General features: G+C 57.5%; 10 protein-coding genes. All 10 read right to left on the reverse strand.

Annotated elements, in window-relative coordinates:
* Nucleotides 1–22: 22 nt before the first annotated feature.
* Nucleotides 23–2,824: an outer membrane protein assembly factor BamA gene (gene bamA, locus AC1EKE_RS03185; protein ID WP_480308158.1), complete on the reverse strand. Its 2,802-nt coding sequence runs from the start codon at nt 2,822–2,824 to the stop codon at nt 23–25.
* Between the two features lie 97 nt (nt 2,825–2,921).
* Nucleotides 2,922–3,704: a polyprenyl diphosphate synthase gene (gene uppS / locus AC1EKE_RS03190; RefSeq protein ID WP_480308159.1), complete on the reverse strand. Its 783-nt coding sequence runs from the start codon at nt 3,702–3,704 to the stop codon at nt 2,922–2,924.
* Nucleotides 3,705–3,713: 9 nt separating this feature from the next.
* Entirely contained in the window at nt 3,714–5,114 is a 1,401-nt protein-coding gene (locus AC1EKE_RS03195) for a DUF6242 domain-containing protein (protein ID WP_480308160.1), read from the reverse strand.
* A 347-nt stretch (nt 5,115–5,461) separates the two neighbouring features.
* Complete coding sequence (locus AC1EKE_RS03200) at nt 5,462–6,580, reverse strand: NAD(P)-dependent oxidoreductase (RefSeq protein WP_480308161.1); 1,119 nt, start codon at nt 6,578–6,580, stop codon at nt 5,462–5,464.
* A 4-nt stretch (nt 6,581–6,584) separates the two neighbouring features.
* Nucleotides 6,585–7,004: a SufE family protein gene (locus AC1EKE_RS03205; RefSeq protein ID WP_480308162.1), complete on the reverse strand. Its 420-nt coding sequence runs from the start codon at nt 7,002–7,004 to the stop codon at nt 6,585–6,587.
* 24 nt (nt 7,005–7,028) lie between these two features.
* The gene (locus tag AC1EKE_RS03210) at nt 7,029–8,042 is read right to left on the reverse strand and encodes a M28 family peptidase (protein WP_480308163.1); all 1,014 of its coding nucleotides are present in this window, start codon (nt 8,040–8,042) and stop codon (nt 7,029–7,031) included.
* Nucleotides 8,029–9,273: a M16 family metallopeptidase gene (locus tag AC1EKE_RS03215; RefSeq protein WP_480308164.1), complete on the reverse strand. Its 1,245-nt coding sequence runs from the start codon at nt 9,271–9,273 to the stop codon at nt 8,029–8,031. The genes AC1EKE_RS03210 and AC1EKE_RS03215 overlap by 14 nt, the downstream gene beginning before the upstream one ends.
* Nucleotides 9,274–9,460: 187 nt before the next feature.
* The gene (locus tag AC1EKE_RS03220; protein WP_480308166.1) at nt 9,461–10,873 is read right to left on the reverse strand and encodes a RagB/SusD family nutrient uptake outer membrane protein; all 1,413 of its coding nucleotides are present in this window, start codon (nt 10,871–10,873) and stop codon (nt 9,461–9,463) included.
* 18 nt (nt 10,874–10,891) lie between these two features.
* On the reverse strand, nt 10,892–14,158 hold the full coding sequence (locus tag AC1EKE_RS03225; RefSeq protein ID WP_480308167.1) for a SusC/RagA family TonB-linked outer membrane protein: 3,267 nt from the start codon (nt 14,156–14,158) through the stop codon (nt 10,892–10,894).
* Between the two features lie 139 nt (nt 14,159–14,297).
* Nucleotides 14,298–14,726 carry a Fur family transcriptional regulator gene (locus AC1EKE_RS03230; RefSeq protein ID WP_296158796.1) on the reverse strand — a complete coding sequence of 143 codons (429 nt, stop codon included), beginning with the start codon at nt 14,724–14,726 and terminating at the stop codon, nt 14,298–14,300.
* Nucleotide 14,727: the final 1 nt, after the last annotated feature.

Below are 14,727 nucleotides of genomic sequence, written 5' to 3' on the forward strand. Positions count from 1 at the left end.
GGTTGTATCTAACGCCCGGGGATCAGAATTGCTGACCGAGGACGAAGTGGACGTTGCTACCACCGATCTGAGCGGTTCCGTCCGGGGCGTCAAAGCCGTAGCCCCAGTCAATACCCATCAGACCAAGCTGCGGTAGCATTATTCTGACGCCCAGACCGGCAGATCGTTTAAGCTGGAAGGGGTTAAAGTCCTTCTGGTACTCCCAGGCGTTACCGGCCTCAGCAAAGCCGAGTACCCATATCGTCGCCTGATTCTCAAAGATCACCGGATACCGGAGCTCCATAAAGACCTTGGAGTAGACATAGGCACCGCGCCCGCTGGCACCGGAGATGGAGCCGTTGCGGTAGCCGCGGAGGCCGATCATCTCATTGAGGTACCCGTAGTAGGAGGACATACCATCACCACCCATATAGTAGGTGCCGAAGGGAGAGCGCTTATAGGGGCTGAAGGAGCCGATCGTACCGGACTCTGCACTCGCCATCAGGACGGGGGTGCGCTTGGTATTGATCGGGTCCATAAGGGGGATAAAGAGCTGAGCCTTGCCCTTCACCTTATAGTACTCGATGAAGCGGTAGCGGTCGGCATCGGAGAGCTTCGGGTCGGAGTAGTCGACACCGTCCCAGAGGGAGTACGGCAGGGTCGACTGCGCCTCGAAGGCGAAGCTGGAGCCTCGACGGGTGTAGATCGGGTTGTCGATCGAGGAGCGTGAGAGATTGAGCGAGAGGTTGATGTCATTGGCGACACCATTCTCCATACCGAAGCTGTAGTAGTAGGAGCCCCAGTTGTGCATCCGGTACATATTGTAGGTAAGCCCGAGGGAGACTTGCCAGTTGTCATCCGGCCAGGTGAGTCGCTTACCGTAGCCGATATTGAAGCGAAGCATGTCGAGGGTCTTATCCGGGTCGAGAGCGCGCTCATAGAGGTTGGTCATCGCCTCGCGGTAGTACTGATTGTAGTACCCCATGCCGTAACCACCCATGCCTCCGTAGCCGTATCCTCCGGGGTAGCCCATACCGTAGCCGTAACCACCCGGATAGCCCATGCCGTAGCCATAGCCTCCGGGATAGCCGTATCCATAGCCGCCGTAGCTATTCATCAGACTCTGCTGCTGACCGGAGTAGAATCGGCGGTTGATGTCTGTCTGACGGGAGTACGAGACCGAGACGCTAAACATATTGGGGCGCTTGCGCCCAAACCAGGGATCCATGAAGCTGATGCCGTAGCTCTGGTAGTAGCGGGCATTAGTCTGGACATTGAGCGAGAGCGTCTGTCCGTCACCACGGGGGAGGAAGTTGTGGTAAGTGGAGCGATCCAGGAGGTTGCGGAGGGAGAAGTTGGTAAACTTCAGTCCCGCCATCAGCAGTAGGCCGGTCTGGCTCCATCCCATCGACAGCTGGACCTGATCATTGGACTTCGGTGTGAGCTGCCACTCGATGTCCACGGTACCGTTCTCCTCGTGAGGGACGATATTTGGTACGATCTTCTCTTGGTCGAAGTGGCCCATCTGAGCGATCATACGCATGGAGCGCATAACGTAGTCACGATTGAAGAGCATGCCCGGCTTTGTGTAGAGCTCACGGCGAACCACCTCATCGTAGATCTGCGAGTTGCCTCGGATCGCCACCTTATTGATCGTCGCCGGCTTGCCCTCGTGGATGCGGATGTCGAGGGCAACGGAGTCTCCCTTCACCTCGGTCTCCACGGGGACCATGTAGGCAAAGAGGTAGCCGTTATTGGAGTATAGGTTGGAGACCGCATCCTCATCCTGAGAGATACGCTCCATCAGCTTCTTCTGATTGTAGACATCGCCGGGTCGCATGCCGAGGACCTGCTGGAGCTGGAGGGTCGGGTACTTGGTATTGCCGACGAAGTTGATCGCCTTGATGTAGTACTTCGGTCCCTCGTAGACCTCGATGTCGATATTGATCTTCTTCCCGTCGTCCGCCTTGTAGATCGTGTCCCGCAGGATCTCTGCGTCGCGGTAGCCTTTGGCGTGATAGGCCTTGAGGATATTCTTCAGGTCCTCCTTGTACTCCTTCTCGACATACTTCTTGGTGCCAAAGATCTCGAGGATACTGCTCCAGGGGCGCTTGGAGAGATTGAAGACCTCATTCGTCTTCTTCATGGCGCGCCTCAGGGCGTTGTCGCTCAGCATCTCGTTACCGATGAAGTTGATGGTCGAGATCTTCGTCTTCGCATTCTTATTGACATCAAAGATCACCACCACATAGCCGGGGCGAGAGTTGTCCTCGAGGACGGAGGTGTGTACTTCGATGTTGCTAAATCCCTTGGCGTCGTAGAAGCGCTTGATCTCTATCTCGGATCGGTCGAGGATATTAGGAGTGATAAAGGTCCCCTGTGCGAGTGGCTGGAGCCGACCAGTGCGGAGATCCTTCTCCTCGCTCTTCTTCACCCCATTTATCTCAAAGCGTGTCAGGCGTGGCCGCTCAGTGATATGGATCGAGAGCCATACCGAGTCCCCCTCCATGCGGTCGGCATCGATGCGGACATTGGAGAAAAGTCCATTGCGGAGATAGTTGCGTACCGCTTGGCTGATCTCCTCACCCGGCACGGTAACCCGCTGACCGACACGGAGACCGGAGACGTTGCGCACCACCACATCCTCGTAGCTCTCATTGCCGACCACCCTCAGTCCGGCGATCACTCTCGAGACAGGGCGGGTGTAGGAGACATCCGGCAGAGCTGCCAGGCTGTCCGAAGAGGCGATCGTGTGCTCCGACTGTGCCATGGCGACGCCACTGACGAGCAGAGCGGCAAAGAGGGCGAGCAGCCGTGAGGGTGTGGTATTCAGGCTTCTTGTCATAGGAAATAGGCAGCGAAGCGGTGAGGGTAGGATATTCATGCGTTAGGATGAAGCGTTTCTTCCCGGGAAGGAGATATATAGCGATGCGTGGAGATCATCAGGAGTGGTCGGAGGTCTTATCACCGCAGTCGACATCGATCAACTGATCGCCGGTGCGACCGAAGCGTCGCTGACGAGACTGATAGTCGATGATGGCACGGTAGAGGTCTGCTGCATCGAAGTCAGGCCAGTAGCAGTCGCAGAAATACAGCTCGGTATAGGCGAGCTGCCAGAGGAGGTAATTGCTGACCCGACACTCCCCACCGGTGCGGATCAGTAGGTCGGGATCCGGCAGGTCGGGCAAGTCGAGGTGCGTGCAGATGTCATGCGGTGTGATGGGCTCTACACTTCCGTGACGCTCACTCAGGAGCCTATTGAAAGCCCTGGTCAGCTCGGAGCGTGAGGAGTAATTGACGGCAAGCACGAGAGTGATGCCGGTATTTGACTTCGTACTCTCCACCAGCCCCATAAGAGCCTCCCTCGGCTCCTCGGGCAGCCCCTCGAGGTCCCCGATGGTACGCAGGCGGACGTCATTCTCCTCCAGCGTGGCGAGCTCCTCTACCGCAGAGCGGACCAGCAGGGTCATCAGCGCATCGACCTCAGCCTTGGGACGGCGCCAGTTCTCTGTGGAGAAGGTGTAGAGCGTCAGGTAGCGTATCCCGCAGCGGGCAGCAGCACGGACGATGCGACTGACCGACTGCACACCGGCACGATGTCCGTCTCTTCGCTCGAGACCCCTCTCACGAGCCCAGCGACCATTGCCATCCATAATTATGGCAACGTGAGCGGGGATGCGATCAGGGTCGAGCTGAGCTAAGAGCGTATCGGCGGGAGAGGACATACGTATGTCTTACTTCTGAGTGAAATCATTGATGATGCCGGCGGAGCGATCGATCGTCCCGCGCCAGACACGGCGCGTTGGCTCTCCGTCGTGTCCCACTCGGCCACCGAAGATGAAGAGACTCTCCCCCTTAGGCGACTCGTAGTAGTATCCACCTGCATGAGAGATCGGGAGGAAGTCCTTACCCGGAGCCTTCTCGGTGTCCATCCGGGTCCAGGTGACCCCATTGTCGTCACTCTTGTAGATAGTAGACTGAGGACCTTTATCATAGACCCCACCGATACGATAGAGCGTCTCCCGGTCGGCCGTGGTGACATAGAGAGCACCCTTGTAGGGGTAGACCACCTTGGAGGGCAGCGCGCCCCACTCCACTAAGTCGGAGGAGAAAAAGCCGGTGCTGATGGGGAGACCGGAGGCAAGCGAACCACCGAAGAGGAGCATGTGAGGCGTCGAGGCGATCTCATACTCATAGACATAGCTGTCGCGGACCGGGAACATCTCCCTCACCTGCTCGACCACTGATGTGACCTTACTCTGCTTATCGAGCTGATAGATCGAGTAGGCCTTACCATCCTCAGTTCCCACCATATAGACCGCCCCAGTCCTGACACTCAGGAGCTGCGTCACCGTAACACCTGCAGGAGTGGCGGGGAGCCACGTCACGAGATCGGTGGAGGTAAAGAGGTGTCCCTCGGCATCAAGCGCCCAAGTATCGCCCTTAGGCGAGGTGTAGGCGGTATAAGGCCTCAGGCCCTCAGGCAGGTGGGCCTCCGTGACCTGACGTATGACGAGCGGGTCGAGGGTCGAGATCTCAAGGAGAGAGGTCTCCCTCCCGTGCCGACTAAGGAGGTAGCGTCTGTCACCCGGCAGGACGACCATGCGGGTCTCCTCAGTCGCTATCGGGAGACCATTGGACATATCGGTCCAGACGATCTTATTGGGGTCGTACCCATAGGTGAGTACACGGAAGTCGTAAGTGACCGACTGATTGTCCTTTTTCTTATCCGTCTGGATCGTCAGCTCCATCCGTCCGCCCTTGAAGCTGATCAGCGTCGTGTCGCTGCCGACCATATTCCACGCGACCCTCTTGTCAGTGCTCAGGTTACGGAGCGTGACCTTGAGCTGGTTGCTCACGGCCATGGAGAGGTAGGCGGAGTCAATCTCCGATCCATAGGGGAGGGGCGTCTTATTGTATATCCGGTGGTTGATGTGGTCAATGCTGAAGCGGGCTGCAGGGAGCTGCTTACCATTGACCTTAGGGAAGGTGAGGAGCACCTGACCCGGAACCGTGTAGTCGGTATAGACCGGACGGACATAGTCTCCCATATCCTGATTGCAGGAGTATAGGAGCATTACGATCAAGAGAAGAGCTGTGACCGGTCCGACCGGCTTTCGGCTACGTATAGACATGGGTCCTGTGACTTGGTTTATCTACTGAATATCATCGGAGTGACCCTCCCCTGCGCACGATGGGCAAGAGGGAGTCCGGTCACTTCGGGCAAAGTTACCTTATTTCTGTGAGTTGTGGACACATCCTATTCTTATAGAATGCAAAAGAGGACGATGTCACCTGCAGTCCGGGGACGAGGAGGGCACAAAACCCACCAAAACTGCAGTCTAACTAATACCGATATTAGACAAATCTAATACCGATATTAGACGCGCCTAATATCGGTATTAGATTTGTCTCTCATCCGAGGGTAATCTATTCCTCGCGGCGAGAGCGTTTTTTATTTTCCCCCCCAGCCAGACCTTATTTACGGGCGGAGGGCGAAGCCAAGCGCTGAGAGGATCTGTCCCTCCTCGGGACGATAGTTGGTGACCACATAGGCCCTTGGCTCGCGCGGGAAGGGGTACTCGCTCCGCATCGCCTCAAAGTCGGTGTCGTATCTCCGGCGAAACTCCTCATCCACCTTCTTGGGATCAAAAGTACGGAGCATCGCCCCCCAAATGCGCTTACCCTCCTCAAAGTCGTTGAGATCAATGAGGGGATTCACCGGTGGCTCGGGGCGGATCTTATCGACACGGCTCGAGGTGAGGCCAAAGAAGCGAAGCCCCCAGAGGAGGCAGGTTCGGGCGCCATTGGCCTTGCCATCCGCACTGAAGCCGGCGATGTGCGGCGTCGCCTGCCAGGCCACCTCCACCAGCTCCGGTGAGGGATGTGGCTCCCCCTCCCAGCAGTCGATGATGACGTTGGAGAGACGGCGATCTCGCAGTCCCATCAGCAGAGCGGATGTGTCCGTGACCCCACCGCGACAGGCATTGATGAGGACAGGCATCCGGCGAAGACTCTTGATAAAAGTGCTGTTCACCAAGTGGTAGGTGGGATAGTCACCGTCATAGGTGAGCGGGACATGCAGGTCAATGTAGTCGCACTCATCGGCCAGTGTCTGGAGGGAGACAAACTTCCCCCTACCCTCCTCGTCTGCTCGCGGAGGATCATTGAGCAGCACCTCCATACCCAGCACCTTAGCGTAGTGCGCTGCCGCCATACCGGTATGACCGGCACCGACGATGCCGTAGGTCTTGCCCACAAGGCTACCTCCCTTCTCGCTGCAACAGCGGGCAAGTGAGCAGCCGACATACTGACCTACTGACTGAGCATTGCAGCCGGGGGCATTGTACCAAGCGATCCCCGCCTCCGCACAGTAGTCGGTATCGATGTGGTCTATGCCGATCGTGGCGGAGGTGATGAGCTTGACGGAGGAGCCCTTGAGGAGCTCTCGAGTGCACTTCGTGATGCTCCGTACGATGAGCCAGTCGGCATCATGTACCGTCTCAGGAGTGATCTCAGGATTGGGGAGATAGCGGACCTCACCCAACTCATCCAGCACCCCTCTGAGATAGGGGATGGAGGCTTCGGCTATGATCTTCATTACCTTACTTGACGAGAGAGGCGGCAGCGATGAGCTTGATGTCGCGGATCATGGCGAGGACACCATTGGATCTCGTGGGGGAGAGATTCTCCTTCAGCCCGATCTTGTCGATCAAGTAGAGGTCAGCCTCAGCCACCTCCTTTGCCGACTGTCGGTCGACGACACGGAGGAGGAGGGCGATGATCCCCTTGACGATGATGGCATCGGAGTCCGCCTCGTAGTGGATTGTCCCATCAGGCTGAGGGTGACCCACCACCCACACGCGGCTCTGGCACCCCTCGATGATATGCTCGGGAGTCTTCTCCTCATCGGGGAAGGGTGGGAGGTCATTCCCCATCTCGATGATCATCTCGTAGCGCTCCATCCAGTCATCGGTGAGCTCAAAGTCGCCGATGATCTCGTCTTGTATCTCGTTGATAGTCATTTTTTCTCTCACTTATCTACTCATTCATTTCTTCGTCAACACAGTCCAGACCGTGGAGCCTACCGCCTGCAGTGTCTCTCGGCTGATGTGCTCCATGGTATCATCGAGGGTGTGCCAGGTGGCAGGAAATCCCGTCGCACGTGCCGGGTCGTAGTCGACGATGTCGAGGCAGGGGATGCGGCGGTGACGGATCACGAAGACGTGGTCATCCACCAAGCCACCCCCCACAGCGTTGTGGAAGTAACTCCCATACCCGAGGTCGTGGGCCGTCTGCCACACCTCCGTCACAGCGCGACCGGCACTCTCCTGCGAGAAGTACTCGCGATAGAATGCCGCCCCCTCACCGCCGACCATATCGAGGAGGATGCCAAGGTCGGCTCGGTAGTCGGGCGTATGGGGATTCTTGGCCCAGTACTGAGCACCCAGGCCCCAAGTCTTCTCCGTGTCGCCGTCATACTCGGCAAACTGTGGCACTCCATAGTCCTCTGCGTCAAAGAAGATGATGTCCACGCCCAGCCCCTCGCGCAGCCCCTTCGTCTGCAGGAGCCGCCCGATCTCCAGCAGCACACCGACGCCCGACCCGCCGTCATTGGCACCATCGATCGGGGTGTGCCACTTGGCGGGGTCGCTCTCCGCATCTGCATAGGGACGCGTGTCCCAGTGAGCAAAGAGCAGGATCCGCTCCGATGCCTCGGGGCGATACCGACCGATGATATTGACGCACTCCAGCCGGGTGCCATCGTAGGCGGTCAGGGTCATCGGCTGCTCGATCACGTCGAGACCATAGCGGGCCAACTCCGCCGAGAGGAAGGCAGCGCACTGCTTATGCGCCTCACTCCCGGGCACACGGGGACCAAAGGCGACCTGACGCGCCACAGCGGCGTAGGCGGAGTCGGCTGAGAAGGGCGTCTCCGCCACCACCCGGGTCTCACCCTCAGTGGTGGTCTCGCGACTGCTCTCATTCTTTCCCCCGCAGGAGGCGGACATCAAGATCAGGCTCAGGAGGCAGGGGAGAAGGGTTAGCTTATTTCTTACCATTATATATGAGTGTAAATGGGTGGGTAAAAAGGCGACGAGCCATCTCCATCAGGCTCTCCGTCGTGACCGAGTCGATGCGGTCGAAGTACTCCTCCAGCGTCTCATACCGCCCACGGAGGAGCATCTGGCGACCAAAGGAGAGGAAGGTGGACTCCGACTGCTCGGAGGAGACGAGGGCAAGCCCCTTCGTCTGCTTTTTCCACGCTCTCAGCACCTGCTCACGGAGAGGCTCCTGCATCAGGCGATCAAGCTCCTCGAGGACGATACGCAGCGCCTCCTCCGCATGGTCATCATCGCTGCCGAAGTAGATCTGCCACCAGCCCACGTCGGGGAAGCAGGTGACGGAGGCCTCGACATTGTAGACCCAGCCGCGGCGTTCCCGAAGCTCGACATTCAGGAGGGTATTCATCCCATCGCCGGCCAAGAGCTGCAGGAGGAGGTTCTGCGCGGCTCGGTCGGGGTCATTGTAGGTGGCACCGAGACCACCGAGGAGCGTATGCGCCTGGTGGGTGCGGCTGTGGACGATGTAGGGCGTCTCGTCGGCAAGGGCTATGGGAAGCGACAGCTCCGGACGAGTAGAGGGCTTCACCTCGGAGGAGAAAGGCTCCGAGAGATACCGGCGACAGAGCTCCTCGAAGCGCTTAGGCGTCACCTGCCCCATCACGAAGAAGAGGAGTCTCTCGGGACGAAAGGTGCGCTCCGCATAGCTCAGCAGATCCTCCCGCCGCATCCGATCAAGGCTCCGAGTATCACCGAGGATGGGATGGGCGAGGGTCCGATCACGGAAGAAGCGCTCGTCCCACTCGTCGAAGATCCGGTCCGAGGGCGTATCCCGGTAGAGGTTGATCTCATCGCGGACCACGCCCCGCTCCGGCTCCAGCTCCTTGTCAGGGAAGGTGCTGTGCCGGATCAGGTCTCCGAGCAGCTCCACGGCGCGGGATACTTCGCCTCGCGGACCGACGGTATAGACGACCGTCTCATCCTTGGTGGTATAGGCGTCAATGGAGCCACCCACCACTTCCATCCGATTGCGGATGTGATCCGCACGGCGATGGATCGTCCCCTTGAATATGGTGTGCTCGACAAAGTGGGCAAGCCCCGGCAACTCCTCAGGATCGTCTCGACTCCCGGAGTGGATCCCAAAGCCACACCACACCACTCGGCTCCGGGTGGGCAGGAGAGCGCACCGCAAGCCATTGTCAAGCGTCACCGTATGATATACAGCTGTCATAGTCCTCGTATTTTCGCCACAAAGGTACCCTTTTTGTCATCCTTTCCCGCCTCCTCGAGATGGAGTCCTCCTCGAAGGGCTGCTCACAGGATCACCCCGCCACTTCACCTAGGCCCACCTATGCGATGAGGAGACATCCAATAGCCCGGAGGTCTCCTCATCCATAGGTAGTATGACCACCTTGATGTTACTTCTGATGCTCCCAGAAGGCAAGTACCTTGGCGGGAAGTGGCACCCTCAGGTAGTCCGGTGAGGAGGGCGAGGCAACGACCGGGTTGCCCTGCTCGTCATAGTGGGTGACGGTGACGGCAAAGTCGGGATCCTGAGCGCGTCGCTTCAGGTCGACGATGCGGAAGATGCCACGGAAGAGGAACTCTCTCTGCCGCTCATCAAGCACCGCCCGGATGAGCTCGGTCTTGTCACTGATCCGGAGGGGCTTATTGTCCACAATGCGGTAGTCGCGCAGATGATTGAGGAGACGAAGTGCCTCATCTCTGCTGCCGACCCGAGCCTCGCACTCTGCGGCAATGAGGTACATCTCAGGGGTGGAGATGCCGACATTGGGGCGGATGGCAGGGTTCCAGACCAGCTCTCCCGGAGGACAACTCTCAGCACTTCCTCCAGGTACACTCGTGATGAAGAGCTCACGGCGTCGATCCTTTGTTCCCTCGAAGAGACCAATAGTCTCATGACTGACAAGGACATACTCATCGAGACCACCGAGAGGCGAGAGATGACGAATGAGGATGTTCTCCGTATTGACGAGAGCCTCAGGGTAGTTATTGCGCACCCCGGCCTGCCACTCTCCCTCGTTAAAGTCAAGCGACTTGTAGTCTACCAGTTCGCTCTTAGTCTCCAGTGCCTTACGGGCATACTTAAGCGCTGTCTCGTAGTCCCTCATCTGCCAGGCGGCGCGAGCGAAGATGCCGTAGCCAGCGCCCTTACTCATACGGTACGCATTACCGGAGGGCTGGTCGGGCAGTGCAGGCAGTGCCTCCGTCAGGTCTGCGATGATCTGGCGGTAGACCTCCTCCTGAGTAGCGGGCGAGAGATCCTTATGATTGATGTCGTTGTCGGTGAGCAGAGCAATCGTCTTAGTCTCTGCAGCACGCTCTTTGTCATACGACGGACCGTAGATACCGACGAGGGTCAAGTACTCCAGCGCACGACCGGCAAGTGCCTCCGCACGGACTCGAGACATCTCTGTCTCGTCTCCGGAGGCTGTTTTCAGTCCGGTGAGAATGGAGTTGTAGGTAAAGATCCTACTGTAGGCTGATTCGTAATTGCCATCCGGCTTGTCAGGACCATAGAAAGGTGCTTGGTAGAGATAGATGCGCCTCCAGACAGGGGTCATATTCTTCAGCGTCGTCTGGTAGTAGAGCTCCTCATTAAGTGCGGCAGGCACATAGATCTCATCCGCCATCAGATCATACTCGGAGGAGGCAAGGGAAGTCAGCTTGTCGTCATTGAGTAGCAGCTCATACTCCTCCACCTTAGTCGGTATCTGGTAGCCCTTGGGGACATTCCCGAGGAAGTCCTTGCAGCCGCAGAGCATCAGCGAGAGCACAAGGAGGGCGAGTGTTTTGTATATCACTTTCATACGTTACGAGTCGATAGGTTAGAGCGTAAGTGAGAGTCCGAAGGAGAACGAAGCAGGCACCTGTGGCAGTCGTGCCGGTGTCCCCACCCCGAAGGAGTAAGCCTCAGGATCAATATCCTTACCATTGGCAGCATAGTACCAGAGGTTATTGGCCTGGAGACGTAGCGTCACATCGGTCAGGTGCACCGATCGGAGAAGCGTCACTGGCAGTCTGTACGCGAGTACCACATCTCTCAGACGGATATAGTTCCCGGAGAGGACGTGCTTGTCAGCGCCGTACCAGGAAGCCTTCTCGCCATCGGTGGGATCATTTCCTGAGAAAAGAGGTGTGGTGAGGGGGTTGTCCTCATCGCCCTCCTTACGCCAAGCGTGGATCAGGTCGGCATCCGTATTGGTCCCGGCAGTGACAAAATTGAGTCCGGAGAGGTAGGGAGCCACCACCTGGCGCAACTTATGACCGCCATAGTAGACGAAGGCAAAGGAGAGCGACAGGTCCTTGTACTCAAGAGTATTCGTGAGGCCGCCATTCCACACCGGGGTGAGCGTACCGACGTGGATCAGATCCTCCATACGCTCCGTCTCTGTGACCGCCACTCTCTTACCATCAGGGGTGGTGGTATAGACGTGCGGGCGTCCCTGCTCGATCCGATTGCCCTCCTCGTCGGTGGTATAGAGTCCGGCCCAGGGGAGAGCAAAGAGGCTATTGACCGGATACCCGGAGGCCTGCACACCATAGTCACTCATGATGTACTTATTGACGCTCTTGTTCGGCTCGTCTACATCGAGGATCCTGTTGCGATTGTAGGCAAAGGTAAAGTCCGTGCTCCAGCGGAAGTCCGGGCTCTGGAGATTGATGGTATGGAGAGTCAGCTCCACACCGCGGTTATTCATCGAGCCATAGTTCATCAGGAGGTTAGCCCATCCGAGGGTGGGGTCAGCGGAGCGGGTACCGAGGAGGTTGCTCGTCGCCTTGTCGTAGAGGTCGATATATCCGCTGATACGGTTGTGGAGGATGGCAAAGTCGAGACCGAGATTGAGCGTCGCTGTCCGCTCCCAGGTGAGGGAGGGATTGGGCGGTGTCTGGATGGTACTGCCGGGCAGGCGGTTCATCTCTCCATACTGACCGGTCTGGACGATCATATAGGGACCTCCGACCTTAGGGATATTTCCGCCGATACCATAGGTAAGGCGGGGCGTAAGACGATCGACCCAGGTCACCTCCTTCATGAAGTCCTCCTTATGCATCGCCCAGGCGGCACCGAGAGACCAGAGTGGCTTGTACTGGATCTTCGGATCGGTGCCGAAGAGATTGGACTGATCGATGCGGACACTTCCGGTGAGATTATACCTATCCAGGTAGTCGTAGGAGAAATTAGCGTACATCGAGATGAAGCGATCGTCATGGTCGGTCACCCGATTGTAGTGATTGGAGGGGAAGGTAAAGCGACCGCTCATCGACATCGTCCCAGAGAGATTGGCAAGCTTACCGGCGTCATAGGGTACCGATCCCAAAGAAATATCGTCGTAGCCCATTAGGTAGGACGAGGTGGAGGTGGAGTGGATCCTGCGCCACTCCGTACCGGCGAGGGCAGTCAGTCGATGGTCATCGCCGAAGCTTGTGTCGTAATTGGCCTGAAGCCGCGCTGTGTAGCCGGTCATCCCACTCCTCGTCTCGCTAAGCTGACCTCCCTTGGGGATATAGGAGACGTATGCGCCATTCTCAATGACGGTGGCATTATTACGCATCTCCCGGACCATGTAGGAGGTGGCGTCGAAATAGCTTTTACTATATTTGGCTCCCTTCTCCACCTGTAGCTGGCCATCAAGCGTCAGACCGGTGAGCAGCTTATAGGACAGCTTTGCATTGATGCGCGTGTAGTTACTCTCCCCTCGAGACCACTCCAAGCTACGATCACGGAGAGGATTGTACTCCTCGCTCTCCAGCCCCTTCGCCAGGAGATCAGCCTTGGAGTGCTCACTGCGCTCCGTAGGGAGACTCAGATAGGATCCCTTGTCCACGATGGGGACGTAGGAGGGAAGGCTATAAAGGAGACTGAGCGCACTGGGCGAACCATCGTCTGAGTAGGATCGCCCATAGTTACCCGACACGGAAATATCGCTAGAGAGACGGTCAGAGAAGTCGATCAGATTACGGAGCGAAAAACCTATCGATCGATCACGTGACAGGGCATCCGTCGGGTGGTTACCGGCATAATTGACCGAGGCGATGAAGCGATTACCCTTCCCAGACTTGATCATGCTGACATTATGCGTCTGCATAAGCCCCGTACGAAGAAGCGCATCCCTTATATCGTCGGTATTGCTGTAGCTTGCCAGTCGACTACGCTCTGCCTGATACTCTGCGTCGGTGATCAGCCCCCCGGTGCGCTTAGAGTATAGCTCCATAAAGTAGGGATACGACTGTCTCAGCGATGAGAGGGCGGACCAGGTTACTCCTGAAAACTGACTCTCCATCACATACTCCGATAGATCGACGAGCTGAGCAGAGGAGAGACGGTGAAGGTAGTCATACGAGGGCTTCGCCGTCACCTCCACTGTGCCGTCATAGGTAAGGCTGAAGCCGCCCTCCTTAGAGCCACTCACGGTATTGATGACTATGACGCCATTGGCAGCTCGTGCGCCGTAGATAGATGCGGCGGCCGCATCCTTAAGCACCGTCACCCGCTCGATCATGGCGGGATTAATGCTCGAGAGATCTCCCTCAAGCGGCATCCCGTCCACCACGATCAGTGGCATGGAGGTGCCCTTGAGAGAGGTGACACCGCGGATCTGGAGTTCACTCCCCCCGCGCGACTGCAGTCCGGCGATGCCTCCCTCCAGCCTCTTAAGCAGTGAGGTGTCAAGCTTCTTGCTGATATCGTCTTTGCCTATGATCGCAAAGGATCCGGTCGCCCGCTCCTTAGAGATCGTCTGGTAGCCGGTGACCACCACCTCGTCCAGCTTGGCCACATCCTCGTAGAGGGTGACCTTGTAGTAGGACTTATCCGGCTTGAGGTTGAGTACCACGGTCGACATCCCTACATAAGTGATGGAGAGGGTCTTCTCACCGACAGGGACCTCTATGCTGAAGGAGCCGTCTACCTTCGAGATCGCCCCCTTGGAGGACTCCGGGGCGTAGATCGTGGCGCCGGGGATTGGCTCCCCATTCGCCTCGATTACGAGACCGGTAATGACCCGGCGCTCACTTCCTGACTGAGCCCTCGCCACCATGGCGAGGGCGGTCATCAGAAGGAGTGAAAAGAGTATATAAAGTCTTCGATTCATCATAAAATAAGTGGAAAAATCGGTGTAGAAACAGAGGCGCAAGATACTTATTTTTTATGTTATCTACGTTCATTCCGATAAGGCGATTACCCTTTATCCAAAAGAGGACAAAGGGTAGACCGCTACGAAAACCGCCTAATCAGTCGCTCTCGTGCTGACGACGGCACCTCGGGCACTCGCCCTTGATGACAAAGGAGAGCGAGTGGGGCGTATAGCCCTCCGGTAGCTCCATCGCCGGCAGCGGGAGGTCCTCCATACAGAAGGACTGGCGACACGACTCGCAGTAGAAGTGGATGTGCTCGTCTTGCCGGTCGCATGGACCCTCGCTGCCACAGAGCTCGTAATTGAGCAAACCGCGACCGTCCTCAAAGGCGTGGACAATGTCTTGCTCCAGGAAGAGCGTCAGCACACGGAAGATGCTGGATTTGTCCATCGGACTAAGTGTCAGCTCCAGATCCGTCAGCGTTACCGGGTGCTCCTCGCCACGCAGTGCCTTCAGCACAAGTATGCGATTGGCGGTGGGCTTGACCCCTTTTTGCTCAAAGTAACTCTCGATGTCTTGATCCATA

Source organism: Porphyromonas sp. C0041D3 (assembly GCF_056590575.1).